The organism is Pseudomonas sp. ASL9, assembly GCF_056680335.1.
The window spans coordinates 2777215-2794808 of the sequence record NZ_CM155277.1 but is presented as its reverse complement, the minus strand read 5'-3'; the positions used below and the strand labels follow the sequence as shown (position 1 = coordinate 2794808).

Below are 17594 nucleotides of genomic sequence, written 5' to 3'. Positions count from 1 at the left end.
GTTAGGATGAAGAAGGCTCAGAAGTTGTTCAGCGTCAGCCTGCTGGCGTTGATTGTGAGTGGATGCGCGGTCACCAGCAAACCGATTGATCGGAGTGAAAGCGAGCAGCGCGCCAAGAGCGATCTGGTCGGCATGTATAAGGATCAGGAGCCCCTCAGCGGCCCGTTGACCCTGCATGAAGCCATGGCGCGCGCGGTGAAATACAACCTCGAAGCTCGCCTTAAAATCATGGAAGAGGCCATGGCTCAGCGCCAGGTCGACCTGGCCAGCTTTGACATGCTGCCACGCATGGCGATGAGTGCCGGTTACGCCGGGCGTAATAACGTCGGGGCCTCCAGTAGCCAAAGTGTCCAGAGCGGTACCCAGTCGTTGGAGCCCTCGACCTCCCAGGACCGCGACCGCCGGGTTGCTGACCTGACCATGGTCTGGAACGTGCTCGATTTTGGCGTCAGCTACATCAGTGCCAAACAGCAGGGCGACCAGCGCCTGATCGTGCAGGAGCGTCGACGCAAGGTGGTTAACACCATCGTCCAGGACGTGCGTTCTGCTTACTGGCGTGCCTTGGCTGCTGAACGCTTGCTCACGCAAATCGACAGCCTGATGGCGCGGGTAGAAAAGGCCCAGACCGACAGCGAGACCATGAGCAACCTGCGCGTCGGCGATCCGGTTCAGGCCCTGAGCTATCAGCGTGCCTTGATCGAAGCGACCCGGCAATTGGAAGATCAGCGCCGCGCCTTGTCTCTGGCTAAAACCGAACTCGCCACCCTGATCAACCTGCCGTTGGGTTCCGACCTGAAGCTGGCCCCGCAAAGCGATTACGACGTTCCGGTATTGAAAGTCGATTTCGCTCGTTTGGAAGACGAGGCGTTGGCCAGCCGTCCGGAACTGCGCGAACAGGATTATCAGACCCGCATCAGCGCCGCAGAAACCCGCAAAGCCATGCTACGCATGTTACCGGGGCTTGAGTTCTCTGCTGGCGGGCATTACGACAGTAACTCCTTTCTGGTCAACCAGACCTGGGCCGATTATGGCGTGAAAGTCACCTGGAACCTGTTCAACGTGATTTCGGCACCCGCCACCATCAACGTTGCCAAGGCGGGTGAAGCCGTGGCCACCGCTCGTCGTCAGGCCATGTCGATCGCGATTCTGGCGCAGTTGTATGTCGCCAATGCTAACTACCAAGAGGCCCTGCGCCAGTTCAAGACCAGCCAGCAATTGTCGAATCTCGACGGGCAAATCGTCGGCGAACTGCGCAATCGCTATAAGGCCAACAGCATTGGCGAACTCGACTTGATCCAGGGTGAACTCAACACCCTGCAAGCCGATTTGCGCCGTGATTTGTCCTATGCCGACCTGCGCAATGCCTATGGGCAGATTTTCGCCAGTGCCGGTCTTGACCCGCTGCCGGTCACGTTGAAGTCGACTGAAATCAATGCCATTGCCAGCGCCTTGGCCGTCCGTGAAGACGACTGGGCACAGGGTAATATCTCGACGCCATAAGTGGGGTACGTTCGACCCCTGCACTTTCCTGTCGCCCAAAATTAAGCCCGGCCAAAGCCGGGCTGAAAGGAACAGTCGTAAGGTGTTAGCTGACGCGGTTTGCACCGACGTGGTCAGCACCATCAGCGGCTACACGGTTTGCACCAACGTGGTCAGCGCCATCAGCGGCTACGCGGTTTGCACCAACGTGGTCAGCACCATCAGCGGCTACACGGTTTGCACCAACGTGGTCAGCGCCATCAGCGGCTACGCGGTTTGCACCAACGTGGTCAGCACCATCAGCGGCTACACGGTTTGCACCAACGTGGTCAGCGCCATCAGCGGCTAGGCGGTTTGCACCAACGTGATCAGCACCATCAGCGGCTACATGAGTAGCGCTGGTGTGAGCCGAACCGTTTTCTGCATAAGCAGGAAGGGCGAAAGCGCTGCTGGCCAGTACCGAGAATGCCAGGCCGAAGATCAGTTTTGAAGTTTTCATGATGTTTGCTCCACAAGGCTTATTAGGTTGTCTGTTGCTGTGGAGTGAATTTTACGCGGCTCTCTTTTATTAAGAAGTTAATTAGGCTGCTAACGATTATCGCTGAAATTAATAGTATGAAAAAATAATACAGATCAAATAGTTAATGGATTTTTAGGGTCGCTGGGCGCAGTTTTACTCGCAAAAAAGGCCCTCGCAGACGCAGCAATCAACGGTCAAAACGCTGGCAAACCCCACGCCTCAAGCGGGAAATCCACCAGCGATTCAAGGCGCAGATCGGCGTGACTGTATTGCTCGATGGGCATATGAGCATCCGGCACGGCCACGGCGTACATACCTGCAACTTTGGCCGCCGTTACGCCGAAGGGGGAGTCTTCGAACACCAGGCAGTCCCTTGGCTCAACGCCTAGGCGGCGAGCTGCGACCAGGAAGATATCCGGTGCGGGCTTGGCGGCCCCCACCTCTGGGTCGTCAGCGGTTACCACGGTATCAAACAACTCGAACCATGCCCGATGCAGGGTGGTTTTGGCCTTGAAGTAGTGGATCGAAGAACTGGTGCCCACGGCGATGGGAATATTGTGCGCGGCCAAATGCCGGACCAATGCCTCGGCGCCCGGCATCGCTGGCGAACGCGGAAAACGCTCATTCAGCAAAGGTTCGCGAGTGGCCAGAAACTCATCGACAGACAGCGGCAACTCCAGCGCGCCGATCACGTAACTAGCAAAGTCCGGTGCCCCACGGCCAATAGTGTTCTGCTTGACCTCCCAGTCAAACGTCCGACCGTAACGACTGGCAATCATATGAGTGACCTCGGTGTAGATACCCTCGGTATCCAACAACAAGCCATCCATATCGAAAATAACGGCCTTGATCGGGCCCAAGTCGTTGCGCTGCTTAGCCATCTCGTTTGATCCCGCTTTCAAATTCGAACATCAGCCTACCGTCTGAGGGAAGACCGTGGCTAGTCGCTGGTGATAACCTTTGCCGCTTATGGACAGCGAAGTAGGGCGACAGATGAAAAAGTCAGCAAATGTTGCAATGGGAGTCATCATTGCAGTGGCGGCACTGAGTACCGCCGGGGCGTGGTACACCGGCACCCAACTGGAAGGTGTTTTGCACGAGTCGATTGAGAACACCAACCGGCAAATCAAATCGTCTTTGGGTGGAACCGACGACCACGTGACCGTCGAACTGGTGTCGCTCGAACGCCATCTGTTCACCAGCACCGCGCACTATCGTGTGAACATTCAAAGCAAAAAGCTGGGCAAAGATAACGAAAATATCGAATTGCTGTTCGTTGATAACATCGAGCATGGCCCACTGCCGTGGTCGCGATTGAAATCGTTGAAACTGCTGCCCGTCATGGCCACCAGCAACTATGAAATCGAGAAAAACGCCTTCTCCGAAAAATGGTTTACCCTGACCAATGGCGCCGCGCCGCTCAAAGGACAGGGGAGCCTCGGCTACGATCGCGCTACTGCGGGCTCGCTGCAATTGTTACCGCTGGACGTCAATGAGAAGGACGGCACGTTCAAGTTCTCCGGCCTTAACCTCGACATGGAGGCCAGTGCCGATGCAGAGAAGCTCAAGGTCACCGGTAACCTGGACAATCTGCAACTCAGAGCATCTTCAGATCAAGGCCCCGTGAGCGTTGAAGTCCACGGCATGACTTTCGACACTGGCGGCACCAAAGGCGCCTCTGGTTTATACCTCGGGCATAGCACCGTTAAAATGGCCCGCGCGATGCTCCAGATCGGGGACAAACCGCCGGTGCTGCTCAAGGACTTTGTAACCACCAGCATGACGCAAGAGGCGGAGGGTAACCTTTCGGTTCAAGCGACCTACGACATTGGCATGATCAACTACAACGGCAAGGACGTTGGCGCTGCGCAGATGCTGTGGAAGTTCGGCAATTTCGACGTCGTGTCTACCCAAGCACTCGTCAAGTTTTTCCAGGAAAAAATCCAACCGCAACAACAGGCAGCCCTGCGGGCTGGTCAACCGTTCAAGCTGCAACTGAGCGACGTTGATCAGGCGCAGATGAACGCCGACCTGGCGAAACTGCTGACCGCCAAGCCTCACATCGAACTGGAAAAAATCTCGCTCAAGACCGCCAACGGCGAAAGTCACTTCAGCTTCGCTGTGGACCTGAACAACCCAGGCCCATTCGACCAGCCTCCTGCCGAGGTGGGCAGGAAAATGATCGGCGAACTAGATGCCAAGCTGTTGCTGTCTCAACCGATGATCAAGGACGTCGCCACCCTGCAGGCCGGCCTCAATGGTCTGACCGACCCCAAAGCCATTGCTGAACAGGCACAAGGCGCGAGCGATATGGTCAGTGGTATGGCGGTGATGACCCAATTGGCCAAGGTCGAAGGCGAAAACGTCGTCTCGGGCCTTCACTACGCCAACGACATCGTCGATTTCAACGGCCAGAAAATGACCGTGCCTCAGTTCTTCAACATGGTAACGAGCAAGCTTGGCGGGTTGGGCGGCGCACGCCAGTAGGTCCTCAAGCACAAAGGGGGGCGAGTTTATTTATCGACAATAAACTCGCCCTTTTTTTGCGTTTTTACTGTCAGCGATGCCGACGAAATCAGCGATCCGATGTATGCCATTCCATAGGGTTAAACGAAGGGCTGACCATGAAACCCACGTGGGAGTCGCTGCGGTCCGGGCATATCCGTGAGCCGCTGTTGCCAGGAGGCACGCCAGTCGTTCGATACATGAGCACTCTTCGCCTTCCTCGCGGCTCTGCGTGCTGCATTTCGCGCGGTTTTCCTCGCCTCCTTGAAGGCATCGGTGTTACGGCAGTTGCGACACTTCACGCGTCCAAGTTCAGTGGTGGAGGTGATGTTGTCGCCATGGCGGCCGCAGGCGAGGTGCCCGGCGAGCCTGTAGTGAATAACCATCGGTAAATCTCCTTCGCAGTGGTTGCGGTGCAGGAGTAAAACAAGACGGGTTTACCTATTGAAAATAGATCCGTCTTCTTCTATTTGCAACGTACCGTTGAAGTTAACAATCTGTGCAACCCGCTCCAATGCGATTTTCAGCTGCGTCCGATTACTGGCTGCACACAGGCTGATGCGTATGGCATGGGTACCGTGGTCCTTGACCGCGAAAACCTCCGCAGGCACTACATCGACCTGTGCCGCACGACACGCCTGAGCCAGCGCCATGGAAGGCTGCGAGCTGGTGACCCAGATGTGAGGCGACGGGTTTTGTGTCTGGTACAACGCCGCGCCGAGCATCTTCTTTGACAAGCGCCAGCGCTGGGTAGTTTCTTCGGTCTGCCACGCCAGGCGGCGTTGTGCGGTACCGTCGTTTATCCACTGGCAGGCGATAGTCAGGCACAGCGGTGAAACGCCCCAATGCGTGGCCTGAGCGTGTGGGTCGATACGTTCGAGCACGGATGGATCGGCGGTGATCCAGCCGACCCGTAGACCGGGGGCGACCGTTTTCGACAGGCTGGTCACCAACAGGCCATGCTTGCCCAGCAGTCGCGTCAGTGGAGGTGAGGAGGTCAGCGCGCCATAGACGTCATCTTCGATAATCAACAGGTCATGCTGTCTTGCGACTTCAGCGATCTCGAGTTGCCGTTGGGGCGACATGATGGTCGATGTCGGGTTTTGCAGGGTAGGCGTCAGCACGACGATTTTTGCCCCCGTGGCTCGTGCCATCCTGTCGAGTTCGTCGGGGAGGATGCCGTAACGATCAAGCGCAACGCCATGCAGGGGCAAGCGCAACTGGCGGCAAGCCGCTTTGATCCCCGGCGCGGTGAAGGCTTCCACGATGACCGGCTCGCCGGGCTGACACAGGGACAGTAGCGCAGCGAACAGCCCCTGCTGGGCGCCGGTGCACAGCATGATATTTTCCGTGGGCACGTTCAGGCCTCGGGCTTGCAGCCAGGCTGCACCCTGAGCCCGGCCAGCCGCCAGGTCGTCAGCCGTGAGGTAGCGTTGCAGTCGCTGTGCTTGTCCGTTATTGATCAGCGTGGCGAGTGCCGAGACTTCGTCCTGACTGTCCTCATCGGTGACCGGCACATTCGTGGAAAGATCAATCAGGGCGGGGCGCTCACTTGGCTGCTTGAGCCGGAACAGCGTCGCTTCTTTGCTCCCGGCCAATACGTAAGTGCCCCGTCCCACTTCACCTGAAACCAGATGCCGGCGTGCCGCCTCGCGGTAGGCCTGCATCGTCGTACTCGGGTTCAGGCCCAGGTTCCAGGCGAGACGTCGCTGCGGTGGCAACCGTTCGCCGACTTTTAGCTCGCCGCTTTCAATCGCGTGAGTGATCGCATCCACCAGGGCCAGGTACTTTGGCTGTGCAGTATCTTTGAGCGTCGGCGTCCACATTTATTGTTGCTCATGCAATATAAGGTTTAACCCATACAATGCTCCGGCCCTAAGATCAGGTCAAACCCACCCACAGCCCGGTGCCCTGATGTTTGACCTCGCTTCGTTGCGCCACGCCGCGCAAACCATTCGCCCACTGATTCCGCCTACCCCGCAATATGGCTGGCCACGTTTGGCCGAGCGCCTGGGTTGCGAGGTCTGGGTCAAACACGAAAACCATGCACCGACCGGCGCCTTCAAGGTTCGTGGGGGCCTGCTGTACGTACAGGGTTTACTCAAGCGCAAGCCGCAGGTGACCGGACTGGTGACCGCCACCCGAGGCAATCATGGGCAGAGCCTTGCGACGGCCGCACGCAACGCTGGGCTGCCGATTATCATCGTCGTGCCCCTCGGTAATTCGCAGGAAAAAAATGCCGCGATGCGGGCCATGGGTGCGCAACTGATCGAGTGCGGTCAAGACTTCGACGAGGCCCGCACCGAAGCCGCACGCCAGGCCGAAATACTGGGCTACGAGAGTGTCCCGGCGTTTCATCCTGACCTGATTTTAGGCGTCGCGACCTACGCGCTGGAATTGCTGGAAGCGGTGCAGGGTCTGCAGACTGTCTACGTCCCCATCGGCATGGGTACTGGCATTTGCGGCCTGATCCAGACCCGCGACTTGCTGGGGCTGAAAACAGACATCGTCGGCGTCGTATCCGAACACGCCGACGCCTTCGCCCAGAGCTTCGAGCAAGGTCGAATCATCACCACCGAAACCGCCAACACCTTTGCCGACGGCATGGCCTGCCGCATGCCGTTGCCCCAAGCCTTCGACATCATCCGCCACGGCGCGGCGCGAATCGTCCGGGTCAACGACGACGAAATCGCCAGCGCGATCCGCATCTTCCACGAAGACACCCACAACACCGCCGAAGGCGCCGGCGCTGCTGGCCTGGCGGCACTGATCAAAGAGCGTGAGCGGCAGCAAGGTAAGAAAGTGGCGGTGATTTTGAGCGGGGCGAATATTGATCGGCAGGTTTATGGGCGAGTGCTTGGGGGGTGAGTTTTCAGTCAGAAACTCCTTCTTCTTGCTCCGATCAAACAACCGATAACCATTTGAAATAGAACATTATTTGTAGGCGCTGACTTGTCTGCGAATAAGCCCGGCACGGGCTTCCGACAGATTTGGGTTTGACCTATAGCCATGATCTGGATCGAGGGGCGGCAGGTAGACCGCGCCGTATGGTCTTCGCAGCAGGACGCGCAGTTACAAGTCAGCTCTTATCAAACAGAAGATAACTCATTGAAAAATAAAATATAAATGTCATTATATTTTCAGCAAAACGTAGATTTGTAGGCGCTGCCGAAGGCTGCGATCGCCCCGGGGTCGCGTCCGACGGAACCGGTCGCTTTCTTGATACCGCTGAAGGTCGTGCCGACCTTATCGCAGCCTTCGGCAGCTCCTACAAGGACCGAGTTTGCTGCGCGACAGCGCAGCGTCGAAGACGCGGCGAGGCCTCCCATCAAACAACAGATAGCTATTTGAAATAGAACGGTATTTGTAGGAGCGTGGGGGACGCCCAGTCCTTGCCCGCGATGGAGCGCAAAGCGGTCCCAAAACGCTGAATACAGTTCTCACTGGTAGAGTCGAGCGAGCTGATTTACGACTGCTGCGGTCGAGCGCGACTCCGAAGCGATCGCGGGCAAGCGCGCTTACAGTTTGCTGCGCGACAGCGCGGCGTCGAAGGCGATGTGAAATCTCCTACAGGGGATCAGCGTTCAACCGAACGAATCATAAAGAGGACGTGCTTCTGTCCTAATACACCCACATCACCGCATAGCCCAAGGTCATCAGACCCCAGGCCACCAGCGGATGAAACACCACTTGCCACACGCGTGCACGCGGGTCGAAGCCCACGCCGTGCACATACCCCGCAGCCACGCCCCACATGACCAGCATCAGCAGGTTGTGGTTGTAGTGACCTTGGGCGTTGAGGATGGTGATGGGGTGGATCAGTAGAATCAGGCTCAACGGAATGGCCAGCAGCAGGGACAAGGCCCTGCTGCTGGCGCGTCGCAACCGTGGTGTGGCTTCAGAGGTCACCCGCTGGCTCCTTATCCAGCGTGTCGGTGGCTTCGAGCCACATGACGTTGATGATGCCGAAGCTACAGGCCAACAAGACGCCGAGGATCCAGGCGAAATACCACATAGTGTGTGCTCCTCAGTAAAGGCTGTGGGGGTTGGCGTCGATGTGCTGGGTGGTCACTTTGCCCCACATTTTGGCGTAGCACCAAAGGGTGTAGCAGAGGATCAGCGGCACGAATATCGCTGCGGCAACCAGCATGATGTTGAGTGTCATGCGGCTGGAAACAGCATCCCACACGGTCAGGCTGGAAGCCGGGTCGATACTCGACGGCATGACAAAAGGGAACAGCGCAAAGCCGGCGGTGCAGAGGGTGCCAACGATGGCCAGGCTGCTGCCCAGGAATGCGCAGCGACTGTGACTGCCAGTGGCCGAGAACAGGGCCAATAGCGCCCCGAATATCCCCAATACAGGGGCGATGATGGTCAGCGGGTATTTCCCGTAGTTCGCCATCCAGCCAGGGTTGCTCATGGCCACGGTCTTGCTCAGCGGATTCAGGGCGATACCGGGTTCGAAGGTTGACGTGATGGTTTGTCCTTCGATGCTGCCCAGCAAGAGCCACGCACCGGCACCGATGAAGGCCAGCAGGTAAACCGCCGCGAACAGTTGAGCCGCGTTGCGTGAACGCCGGGCGATGTCACCCTCCGTACGCATCATCAACCACGTGCCGCCGTGCAGGCAGAGCATGCTCAAGCTGACGACGCCAGCGAGCAACCCGAATGGGCTGAGCAGTTGCCAGAAACTACCGTGGTAGCTGGAGCGCAGTGTGTCATCAAACTGGAAGGGCACGCCCAGGAGCAGGTTGCCGAACGCCACACCGAAGACCAGCGAAGGCACCACACCGCCAACAAACAGGCCCCAGTCCCAGCTTTGCCGCCAGCGGGTGTTGCTCAGTTTGCTCCGATAATCGAAGCCCACGGGGCGAACAAACAAGGCAAACAGCACCAGCAGCAGGGCCCAGTAGAAGCCCGAAAACGCGGCGGCATACACCAGTGGCCAGGCGGCGAACAACGCACCGCCAGCGGTAATCAGCCAGACCTGGTTGCCATCCCAGTGCGGCGCGATGGTGTTGATCACCACGCGTCGTTCGTTGTCGCTGCGGCCAACGAAGGGCATCAGCGCGGCGGCGCCGAGGTCGAAACCATCGGTCAGGGCGAAGCCGATCAGCAAGACGCCAACCAGTACCCACCAGATCAGTTTGAGGCTTTCATAGTCGAACATCATTGTGCTCCTCAGACCAGGGTCGGCTGTGTGGCGTGGGCGGATGTTGCCTCGTGTTCCAGGTGATAGCGCCCGGTGTGCAAACTGCTCGGGCCAAGCCGGGCGAACTTGATCATCAGGTACATCTCGATCACCAACAGCACGCTATAGAACGCTATCAGCGCCAGCAGAGAACCCCAGACATCACCGGTCGAAACGCTTGAAGCGGACAGATGGGTCGGGAGTATTTCACCGACGGACCAGGGCTGACGACCATGCTCCGCGACAAACCAGCCGGTCTGCGTGGCAACCCACGGCAGCGGCAGGCTGAACAGGGCCCACTTGAGCAGCCAGGGTTTGCTCATTTCATTCTTGCGGGTAGACGCCCAGAACGCACAGACGAACAAGGCCAGCATCAGGAAGCCGCTGAGCACCATCAGGCGGAAGGTCCAGAAAATCGAAGCCACACCGGGGATGGAGTCCAGCGCAGCCTGTTTGACTTGTTGGTCGCTGGCATCGACCACTTTGTCCGTGTATTTCTTGAGCAGCAGACCGTAGCCCAGATCCTTTTTCACCGCGTTGAAGGCAGCGACTGTCTGTTCGCTTTTATCCCCTGCGCGCAGTTGCCGAAGCAGGTCATAAGCAACCATGCCATTGCGGATCCGCACCTGATGTTGGGCGATCAGATCCTTGATGCCTGTCACCTTGGTATCCAGCGAGCGCGTGGCAATAATCCCCATGACATAAGGGATTTTCACGGCGTAATCAGTACGTTGCTCGGCCTGATTCGGCAGCCCGAACAACGTAAAGGCTGCAGGTGCGGCCTCGGTATCCCACTCGGCCTCTATCGCCGCGAGCTTGGTTTTTTGAACATCGCCGATCTCATAGCCAGACTCATCGCCCAGAATGACCACCGAAAGAATCGACGCCATGCCGAACGCCGACGCGATGGCAAAAGAGCGCCGCGCGAACCCGATATCGCGGCCCTTGAGCAGGTACCAACTCGAAATAGCCAGGACAAAAATCGCGCCGGTCACGTAACCGGACGCAACGGTGTGCACGAACTTGACCTGTGCCACGGGGTTGAACAGCAAGGCGCTGAAACTGGTCAGCTCCATGCGCATGGTGATGAAATTGAACTCTGCGCCGACAGGGTTCTGCATCCAGCCGTTGGCGATCAAGATCCACAATGCCGACATGTTCGAGCCGATCGCGACCAGCCAGGTAACCCCCAGATGCTGGACTTTGGTCAGGCGATCCCAGCCAAAAAAGAACAGGCCGATGAAGGTCGATTCCAGGAAGAACGCCATCAAGCCTTCAATCGCCAACGGAGCACCAAAAATGTCACCGACGTAATGGCTGTAGTACGCCCAATTGGTGCCGAACTGGAACTCCATGGTCAGGCCGGTGGTGACACCCAAGGCAAAGTTGATGCCGAACAGTTTGCCCCAGAACCGGGTCATGTCCTTATAGACCTGCTTGCCGGTCATCACATAGACCGACTCCATGATGGCGAGCAGGAAGGTCAAACCGAGGGTTAAAGGCACGAATAAAAAGTGATACAAGGCGGTCATTGCGAATTGCAGTCGAGATAAGTCGACGACTGATTCCGAGATCATGGGGGGCTCTTCTCAGGAAGTGCGGGAGGGGGGCCAAGCATGTGTTGGCCTACTTTGAGACCGTCATCCATGACCTCAAGCGGAGCGCTGAACCAGATGCTGCGGATCCCCAACAACAAGACGAGCTTGATAAGCAATATCAGGCCAATTTCCTTCATTAATGGTTTTTTTAGAAAATCGAAGGGGCCTGGCATGACGGGTACTCGCAGGGATGGCGGAATTGTCCCGACGGTAAAGACGACTAACGTTGATCCAGATCAATACTCTCAACTGCGATGGGAGTGACGGAACGTCACACCCAGACGGCGGCAGTGTTCACTCATGCCAGGCGCGAAGACGGCGATAGAGCGTTCGCTCACTCAACCCCAGCGCCTGGGCCAGTTCACTGCGAGAACCTTGAAAGGCGCTGGCCACCTGCGCCAGCCGTTCCAGGTCCGCATGCCCACGGCGGCGCATGACGGGTACTGTTTTCTCGTCAGGGTTGCGCAGTTCCGCTGGCAAGTCTTTAGCCCGTATCACACCGTCATCGGTGAACAGTCGCGCCCGCTCGAGAATATTGCGCAACTCCCGAATGTTGCCCGGATAGTCGTAGCGGCTCAGCAGTTGCATCGCCTGATCATCGACAGTGGGCGCCGCCACCCCGGCCAGTCGCTGCAACAGAGTGTTGATCAACAGCGGCAAATCTTCGCGGCGCTCTCGCAACGACGGTAAGTGAATCGGAAAGGCACTGATCCGGTAGTAGAGGTCCTGCCGAAAGCTGCCTGCCGCGACCATTTCCTTGAGCGGTTTATGGGTGGCCGAGACCAGCCGAAAATCAGAATGCACGGTTCTTAAACTACCGACCGGACGAAAACTGCCGGACTCAATCAATCGTAGAAGTTTGACCTGCATCGCCAACGGTACTTCACCGATTTCGTCGAGGAAGAGCGTGCCGCCATGGGCTGTTTCCGCCAAGCCAATCTTGCGTTGCGTGGCTCCGGTAAACGCACCTTTCTCATAACCGAACAGCTCGCTTTCGAGGAGTGACTCGGTAAGCCCGGTGCAATCGACCACCACCAGCGGGCCGTTGGCGCGTGGACTGCCAGCGTGCAGCGCGCGGGCAAAAAGCTCCTTGCCCGTGCCCGATTCCCCTTGGAGCAATACCGGGATTTGCGACGGGGCTGCACGTTGCAATGCAGTCAACGCTTCCTTGAACGCACCCGAACTGCCGACAAGACCGTTCTGTTGCGGCTGGACTGAGGCTGCAGCGACAGTACTGAGGCGCTCGACATAAGCAACCACATCGCCCTGCTCGTCACTAATGGGGCGCAGTTCGACATCGACATGTTCCGGGCCGCGCGGCGTGTGGTGGATGTGCAACATGCGCTCCGGGGCGCGAGACGCATGGGCTTTGCGCATCGGACAATGTTCGCCGGCCTGATCGCAGGGAACCGAGAACTGATGGGAGACGCGATAGCACTTGGCGCCAATGTGAGGCCTGCCCTGGACGCCGAACTGGCGCTGATAAGCCGGGTTGGCGGCTATGATGTTGTAGTCGGTATCCAGAACAATGGTCGGCTGTTTTTCGTGTTCAAGGTACGACACCAGCGCTTGCACTTGCGGGCTGGAAATATCAGTGCGGGATGTGGACATGTCAGCCCCTTCAGTCGAGCGCAGGATCGGCGTACTGCGCAAGATACTGCCATAAGCTGCCACTGACTGCCAAAAGACTGCCATAGGCACTGCCAGTTCGTGCCATTCCTAGGCTGGCGTATAAATAAAATTCAATAAAAACAGTCTGTTGTAAGTCGCTTCAGGTAAAAGAAGATTGGCATGCTTATTGAGATGAATACAGGTGGCCAGTCATGTGTCACCCCATCATCAGGAGCGCAACAGTGATCATCGGTGCCCAGCTACAGGTGGAAGCGTTTTTTGATCGTCATACGTGGACGGTCAGTTACCTGCTGCTGGATCGTGCGACGAATCACTGTGCGCTGATCGACAGCGTGCTCGACTACGACCCCGCGTCAGGACGCACCCGTACCGATTCGGCCGATCAATTGGTCGCACGGGTTCGTGAGCTGGGTGCATCGGTAGAGTGGATACTGGAAACCCATGTGCACGCCGATCATATTTCCGCCGGGGCCTACCTGAAGGAAACGCTCGGGGGGAAAGTCGCCATTGGTAGCCGGATTACCGTCGTCCAGGACGTGTTTGGCAAACTCTTCAATCAGGGCGGCGATTTTGCCCGCGATGGAAGCCAGTTCGACGTTCTGCTCGAGGATTGCGCGCACTTCAGCATTGGCTCGCTGCAGGCTCGGGCGATGCACACGCCGGGGCATACACCGGCGTGCATGACCTATGTCGTCGAAGTCGAGGGCGAAACCGTCGCTTTCGTGGGCGATACCCTGTTCATGCCGGACTACGGTACCGCGCGGTGTGACTTTCCTGGCGCCGACGCACGAACGATGTACCGCTCGATAAAAAAGATCCTGAGTTTACCTCCACAAACACATCTGTTTATGTGCCATGACTACCTACCCAATGGCCGCGAACTTAAGTACCTGACGACCGTCGCTGAGCAACGCGCCAGCAATATCCACATACACGAGGGCATCGATGAAGACGCCTTTGTGAAGATGCGCGAAGCACGCGACGCCACCCTGGAAATGCCCGTCCTTCTCTTGCCGTCAGTACAGATCAATATGCGCGGCGGCCATCTGCCGGAGCCAGAAGACAACGGCGTCCGCTACCTGAAAATTCCGCTCAACGCGCTTTGAATACGTACTAAGGCAGAACAATGAATGATCACACGCTGCTAGAGATTGGGCTGGGCGCAATCATCGGGGCGATTTTGGCGTTGACCGGGGCCGGTGGCGGCATTCTGGCTGTACCCCTTCTGGTCTTCGGCCTCGGCCTGTCGATGGTGCAAGCCGCGCCGGTCGGCTTGCTGGCCGTAGGTCTGGCCGCTGGGGTAGGTGCATTGCTGGGCTTGCGCCAAGGTTTGGTTCGGTACCGAGCCGCCGCGTTTATCGCGGGCATCGGTATTGTTGTGGCGCCGTTAGGCCTATGGCTGGCGCATCGTCTGCCAAACCTGCCGCTGACCTTGGCTTTTTCTGCGCTGCTGCTCTATGTCAGCGCACGCATATTCACTACCGCCCTACGCCAGCTACGTCATGGTTATGCCGCACCGCGAGCCGATGTCCTGCCGTGCGTGCTCAACCCTCTGCAAGGTCGCCTGCGCTGGACCTTGCCGTGCGCCCGCGCATTGGCGTTTACCGGAATCCTCTCGGGGCTGCTGTCAGGTTTGCTGGGCGTGGGCGGGGGGTTTGTGATCATCCCGGCGTTGACGCGTTACACCGATCTGGACATGAAAAGCGTCATCGCCACCTCCCTGGCCGTTATCGCACTGGTCTCGGCGGGCAGCGTAGCAACGGCCACGTTGGCTGGCGTGATGTACTGGTCCGTCGGGGCACCTTTCGCGGGTGGCGCGGTGCTCGGCCTGATGGGCGGTCGCCAGATCGCCGGTTACCTTGCCGGGCCGCGGCTGCAGCAGATGTTTGCAATCGTTGGGGGGATCGCCGCACTGATGCTGGCGCTCACTGCAGTGGGGATTTTTCATTGAGACCATTCAGAGTAATGGGCAGTAGCAACACGGCTTATACAGCCTGCTGCATCGGGGAGGCGCAATGATGATCGACTGGTTACATTTCACGCCCTGGGCTTCGTTGGCGGGCGGTGCATTGATCGGGCTGGCCGCCAGCCTGTTTGTTCTGGCCAATGGACGGGTTGCCGGGATCAGCGGTCTGCTCGGCAGCCTTCTACAGCTCGGCAGTGAAGGTCGAAGCGAAAAGGCGCTCTTCCTGCTCGGCCTATTGATTGCGCCGCTGGTGTGGGGGCTGTTTGCCGCCTTGCCGTTAATACAGTTCAAAAGCGGTTGGTTTGGCCTGGCAGTGGCCGGTCTGCTGGTAGGCATAGGCACCCGCTACGGTTCGGGCTGCACCAGTGGGCATGGGGTGTGTGGGATTTCTCGACGCTCCCCGCGCTCCATCGCGGCCACCGTTACGTTCATGTTTGCGGGATTTATTACCGTCTTTGTCCTGCGCCATCTTCTCGGAAGCTAACCATGCGCAAACTGACTGCATTCATTGCTGGCCTGCTATTTGGTCTCGGCCTCTTGCTCGCCGGTATGGCCAACCCAGCCAAAGTACTGGGCTTTCTCGATCTGGCTGGCGTGTGGGATCCGTCGCTGGCGTTTGTAATGGTCGGCGCCATCGCCGTGGCCAGCGTGCCGTTCAACTGGGCCGGCAAACAATCGAAATCGTTGCTGGGTGCCCCGATGCAACTGCCCGTCAAACGCGACCTGGATGTGCGCTTGATCGGCGGGAGCCTGCTGTTTGGCATTGGTTGGGGCATCGCCGGGATATGCCCGGGACCGGCAGTCGTCCTTCTGCTGACGGCCCACTGGCAAGCGTTTGTTTTCGTGTTGGCCATGCTGGTCGGCATGTTTTTATTCACCGCGCTGGAAGCTCGGCGCGCACATTGATCGGGAGATCACCATGAACGCAAACGTTGGAACCCTCGACCGTGCCTTGCGCATCGCACTGGGCGTTATTCTCATCGGACTGGCAGTGTTCGGCATCATTGGCGCATGGGGCTGGATTGGCATCGTGCCTCTGGCGACCGGCGTCTTCCGCTTCTGCCCAGCCTATTCACTGCTGGGCATCAAAACCTGCAAGCGTGATTGATGCTTCGTCCGCTGAGACAGGAATCCCATCAGGCCTTGAACGACTCAAGCTGCCTTGATGGGATTTATTCGATTTTGAGCTCCGGGACTTACGCTAAACATCAGTCTTCAGCTTGAAACGGTTACCGGAGAACCGCGGCCTCCAGGGCCTGGGAGATGTCGCTGAGGATGTCATCGCAATGCTCGATGCCGATCGAGAGTCGGACCATATCCCTGGGTACGCCGGCTTTTTCCAGCTCTTCGTCGTTCAACTGGCGATGAGTGGTGGAAGCAGGATGGCAGGCCAGGGATTTGGCATCACCGATGTTGACCAGACGCACGATCAGTTTCAAGGCGTCGATAAAGCGTGCGCCGGCTTCCTGTCCGCCCTTGATGCCAAACGAGAGGATCGATGCGGGCTTGCCGCCGGTATAACGCAAGGCAAGTGCATGCTCTGGATGGTCGGGTAACCCGGCGTATTTCACCCAGGCTACTTGGTCATGAGCATTGAGATAGTGCGCGACTTTAAGTGCATTCTCTGTATGGCGCTCCATGCGCAGCGCAAGCGTTTCCAGGCCTTGCAGGATCAGGAAAGCGTTGAATGGCGACAATGCCGCTCCTGTATTGCGCAGTGGCACTACCCGGCAGCGCCCGATGAAAGCTGCTGGGCCGAAGGCTTCGGTGTAGGTCACGCCGTGGTAGGACGGGTCGGGCGTGTTCAGCAGGGGGAAACGTTCCTTGTTGTCCGCCCATGGGAATTTGCCGGAGTCGACGACGATCCCGCCGATGCTGGTGCCGTGTCCGCCGATGTACTTGGTCAGCGAGTGCACGATGATGTCGGCACCGTGCTCGAAGGGGCGGCAAAGGATGGGCGTGGCAACGGTGTTATCGACGATCAGCGGCACACCATGCCGGTGGGCGGCATCGGCCAGTGCTTGGATGTCGATAATATTGCCAGCCGGGTTGCCAATGGACTCGCAGAAGACCGCCTTGGTCTTGTCGTCGATCAGCGCCTCAAGCGCCGCGATGTCGTCATGGGCTGCGAAACGCGTCTGGATACCAAAGCGTGGCAGGGTATGCGCCAACAGGTTGTAAGTCCCGCCATAAAGCTTGGCCACCGAGACGATATTGTCACCCACTTCGGCCACGGTCTGGATCGCATAGGTAATAGCCGCCATACCCGAGGCGACCGCCAAGGCACTGACACCCCCTTCCAGGGCTGCAACGCGCTTTTCGAGCACGTCGTTGGTAGGGTTCATGATGCGCGAGTAAATATTGCCTGCGACTTTCAGGTCAAACAGATCGGCACCATGCTGGGTATCATCGAATGCGTAGGACGCGGTTTGGTAGATCGGTACCGCTACTGCCTTTGTTGTCGGGTCGGGGCTATAGCCAGCGTGGATAGCCATGGTTTCCAGTTTCATGCTCTCTCGTTCCTTCAGGAGTCGTAGGTGGACCCGGAGAATGTGTTGAGCTAGAGCGGTAGTCAAGCTGAGGGGAGAACGGACAGCGTAGGTCTGGAAGGTATTGGCAAGCGTGCCGAAGCCTGCCCGGGTATGCTCAAGCGTGCACGGGAATCTGTGACTGTTATTGATGAACTATCGCACTTTGCTAGAA

The 17594-nt window shown here is 58.1% G+C and carries 19 protein-coding genes; 8 read left to right on the top strand and 11 right to left on the bottom strand.

Going from position 1 to position 17594, the window contains the following annotated elements:
- Positions 1-6: 6 nt before the first annotated feature.
- A complete protein-coding gene (locus tag AC1ME2_RS12890; protein ID WP_480441655.1) occupies positions 7-1500 on the top strand; it encodes a TolC family protein in 1494 nt (497 codons plus the stop codon).
- Between the two features lie 85 nt (positions 1501-1585).
- On the opposite strand, the gene AC1ME2_RS12885 is transcribed toward AC1ME2_RS12890, so the two are convergent.
- Together AC1ME2_RS12885 and AC1ME2_RS12880 are read right to left on the bottom strand one after the other, a co-directional pair.
- Positions 1586-1978, bottom strand: coding sequence for a hypothetical protein (locus tag AC1ME2_RS12885; RefSeq protein ID WP_480441654.1), 393 nt, complete (start codon positions 1976-1978; stop codon positions 1586-1588).
- Positions 1979-2193: 215 nt separating this feature from the next.
- Positions 2194-2880 (bottom strand): HAD-IA family hydrolase, encoded by a 687-nt coding sequence (locus AC1ME2_RS12880; RefSeq protein ID WP_480441653.1) that lies wholly within the window; start codon positions 2878-2880, stop codon positions 2194-2196.
- 112 nt (positions 2881-2992) lie between these two features.
- Between AC1ME2_RS12880 and AC1ME2_RS12875 the strand changes: the two genes are divergently transcribed.
- A complete protein-coding gene (locus tag AC1ME2_RS12875) occupies positions 2993-4486 on the top strand; it encodes a YdgA family protein (protein WP_480441652.1) in 1494 nt (497 codons plus the stop codon).
- Positions 4487-4605: 119 nt separating this feature from the next.
- Here the strand turns inward: AC1ME2_RS12875 and AC1ME2_RS12870 are convergent, their stop codons facing one another.
- Positions 4606-4890, bottom strand: a complete 285-nt coding sequence (locus AC1ME2_RS12870) for a hypothetical protein (protein WP_480441650.1) — start codon at positions 4888-4890, stop codon at positions 4606-4608.
- A 51-nt stretch (positions 4891-4941) separates the two neighbouring features.
- Positions 4942-6330, bottom strand: coding sequence for an aminotransferase-like domain-containing protein (locus AC1ME2_RS12865; RefSeq protein ID WP_480441648.1), 1389 nt, complete (start codon positions 6328-6330; stop codon positions 4942-4944).
- An 88-nt stretch (positions 6331-6418) separates the two neighbouring features.
- Between AC1ME2_RS12865 and AC1ME2_RS12860 the strand changes: the two genes are divergently transcribed.
- Positions 6419-7372, top strand: a complete 954-nt coding sequence (locus AC1ME2_RS12860; RefSeq protein ID WP_480441645.1) for a threonine dehydratase — start codon at positions 6419-6421, stop codon at positions 7370-7372.
- 753 nt (positions 7373-8125) lie between these two features.
- On the opposite strand, the gene AC1ME2_RS12855 is transcribed toward AC1ME2_RS12860, so the two are convergent.
- The 6 genes from AC1ME2_RS12855 to AC1ME2_RS12830 all read right to left on the bottom strand — a co-directional run bounded on the left by AC1ME2_RS12855 (position 8126) and on the right by AC1ME2_RS12830 (position 12904).
- Positions 8126-8413, bottom strand: a complete 288-nt coding sequence (locus AC1ME2_RS12855; RefSeq protein WP_480441643.1) for a cyd operon YbgE family protein — start codon at positions 8411-8413, stop codon at positions 8126-8128.
- A complete protein-coding gene (gene cydX, locus AC1ME2_RS12850) occupies positions 8403-8519 on the bottom strand; it encodes a cytochrome bd-I oxidase subunit CydX (protein ID WP_219063702.1) in 117 nt (38 codons plus the stop codon). Before cydX ends, AC1ME2_RS12855 begins: the two co-directional genes overlap by 11 nt.
- A 12-nt stretch (positions 8520-8531) precedes the next feature.
- Positions 8532-9674, bottom strand: coding sequence for a cytochrome d ubiquinol oxidase subunit II (cydB, locus tag AC1ME2_RS12845; RefSeq protein WP_480442128.1), 1143 nt, complete (start codon positions 9672-9674; stop codon positions 8532-8534).
- An 11-nt stretch (positions 9675-9685) separates the two neighbouring features.
- Positions 9686-11272: a cytochrome ubiquinol oxidase subunit I gene (locus AC1ME2_RS12840; protein WP_480441641.1), complete on the bottom strand. Its 1587-nt coding sequence runs from the start codon at positions 11270-11272 to the stop codon at positions 9686-9688.
- Positions 11269-11430, bottom strand: coding sequence for a cytochrome oxidase putative small subunit CydP (cydP, locus tag AC1ME2_RS12835; protein ID WP_480442126.1), 162 nt, complete (start codon positions 11428-11430; stop codon positions 11269-11271). The genes AC1ME2_RS12840 and cydP overlap by 4 nt, the downstream gene beginning before the upstream one ends.
- 157 nt (positions 11431-11587) lie before the next feature.
- On the bottom strand, positions 11588-12904 hold the full coding sequence (locus AC1ME2_RS12830) for a sigma-54 interaction domain-containing protein (RefSeq protein WP_480441639.1): 1317 nt from the start codon (positions 12902-12904) through the stop codon (positions 11588-11590).
- Positions 12905-13146: 242 nt separating this feature from the next.
- On the opposite strand from AC1ME2_RS12830, the gene AC1ME2_RS12825 reads away from it, so the two are divergent.
- The 5 genes from AC1ME2_RS12825 (at position 13147) to AC1ME2_RS12805 (ending at position 15999) form a co-directional block, all read left to right on the top strand.
- Positions 13147-14031, top strand: a complete 885-nt coding sequence (locus AC1ME2_RS12825; protein WP_480442124.1) for an MBL fold metallo-hydrolase — start codon at positions 13147-13149, stop codon at positions 14029-14031.
- Positions 14032-14051: 20 nt separating this feature from the next.
- On the top strand, positions 14052-14876 hold the full coding sequence (locus AC1ME2_RS12820) for a sulfite exporter TauE/SafE family protein (RefSeq protein ID WP_480441637.1): 825 nt from the start codon (positions 14052-14054) through the stop codon (positions 14874-14876).
- A gap of 64 nt (positions 14877-14940) precedes the next feature.
- The gene (locus tag AC1ME2_RS12815) at positions 14941-15375 is read left to right on the top strand and encodes a YeeE/YedE family protein (protein WP_480441635.1); all 435 of its coding nucleotides are present in this window, start codon (positions 14941-14943) and stop codon (positions 15373-15375) included.
- Between the two features lie 2 nt (positions 15376-15377).
- The gene (locus AC1ME2_RS12810; RefSeq protein ID WP_480441633.1) at positions 15378-15797 is read left to right on the top strand and encodes a DUF6691 family protein; all 420 of its coding nucleotides are present in this window, start codon (positions 15378-15380) and stop codon (positions 15795-15797) included.
- A 13-nt stretch (positions 15798-15810) separates the two neighbouring features.
- Entirely contained in the window at positions 15811-15999 is a 189-nt protein-coding gene (locus AC1ME2_RS12805; RefSeq protein WP_480441631.1) for a YgaP family membrane protein, read from the top strand.
- Between the two features lie 121 nt (positions 16000-16120).
- On the opposite strand, the gene AC1ME2_RS12800 is transcribed toward AC1ME2_RS12805, so the two are convergent.
- Positions 16121-17401 (bottom strand): bifunctional O-acetylhomoserine aminocarboxypropyltransferase/cysteine synthase, encoded by a 1281-nt coding sequence (locus AC1ME2_RS12800; RefSeq protein WP_480441629.1) that lies wholly within the window; start codon positions 17399-17401, stop codon positions 16121-16123.
- Positions 17402-17594 lie beyond the last annotated feature (193 nt).

Bases quoted from the DNA above. Each gene is read 5' to 3' on its own strand.
- AC1ME2_RS12890 (WP_480441655.1), top strand. From the start codon at position 7: ATGAAGAAGGCTCAGAAGTTGTTCAGCGTCAGCCTGCTGGCGTTGATT.
- AC1ME2_RS12885 (WP_480441654.1), bottom strand. From the start codon at position 1,978: ATGAAAACTTCAAAACTGATCTTCGGCCTGGCATTCTCGGTACTGGCC.
- AC1ME2_RS12880 (WP_480441653.1), bottom strand. From the start codon at position 2,880: ATGGCTAAGCAGCGCAACGACTTGGGCCCGATCAAGGCCGTTATTTTC.
- AC1ME2_RS12875 (WP_480441652.1), top strand. From the start codon at position 2,993: ATGAAAAAGTCAGCAAATGTTGCAATGGGAGTCATCATTGCAGTGGCG.
- AC1ME2_RS12870 (WP_480441650.1), bottom strand. From the start codon at position 4,890: ATGGTTATTCACTACAGGCTCGCCGGGCACCTCGCCTGCGGCCGCCAT.
- AC1ME2_RS12865 (WP_480441648.1), bottom strand. From the start codon at position 6,330: ATGTGGACGCCGACGCTCAAAGATACTGCACAGCCAAAGTACCTGGCC.
- AC1ME2_RS12860 (WP_480441645.1), top strand. From the start codon at position 6,419: ATGTTTGACCTCGCTTCGTTGCGCCACGCCGCGCAAACCATTCGCCCA.
- cydX (WP_219063702.1), bottom strand. From the start codon at position 8,519: ATGTGGTATTTCGCCTGGATCCTCGGCGTCTTGTTGGCCTGTAGCTTC.
- cydB (WP_480442128.1), bottom strand. From the start codon at position 9,674: ATGTTCGACTATGAAAGCCTCAAACTGATCTGGTGGGTACTGGTTGGC.
- AC1ME2_RS12840 (WP_480441641.1), bottom strand. From the start codon at position 11,272: ATGATCTCGGAATCAGTCGTCGACTTATCTCGACTGCAATTCGCAATG.
- cydP (WP_480442126.1), bottom strand. From the start codon at position 11,430: ATGAAGGAAATTGGCCTGATATTGCTTATCAAGCTCGTCTTGTTGTTG.
- AC1ME2_RS12830 (WP_480441639.1), bottom strand. From the start codon at position 12,904: ATGTCCACATCCCGCACTGATATTTCCAGCCCGCAAGTGCAAGCGCTG.
- AC1ME2_RS12820 (WP_480441637.1), top strand. From the start codon at position 14,052: ATGAATGATCACACGCTGCTAGAGATTGGGCTGGGCGCAATCATCGGG.
- AC1ME2_RS12815 (WP_480441635.1), top strand. From the start codon at position 14,941: ATGATGATCGACTGGTTACATTTCACGCCCTGGGCTTCGTTGGCGGGC.
- AC1ME2_RS12810 (WP_480441633.1), top strand. From the start codon at position 15,378: ATGCGCAAACTGACTGCATTCATTGCTGGCCTGCTATTTGGTCTCGGC.
- AC1ME2_RS12805 (WP_480441631.1), top strand. From the start codon at position 15,811: ATGAACGCAAACGTTGGAACCCTCGACCGTGCCTTGCGCATCGCACTG.
- AC1ME2_RS12800 (WP_480441629.1), bottom strand. From the start codon at position 17,401: ATGAAACTGGAAACCATGGCTATCCACGCTGGCTATAGCCCCGACCCG.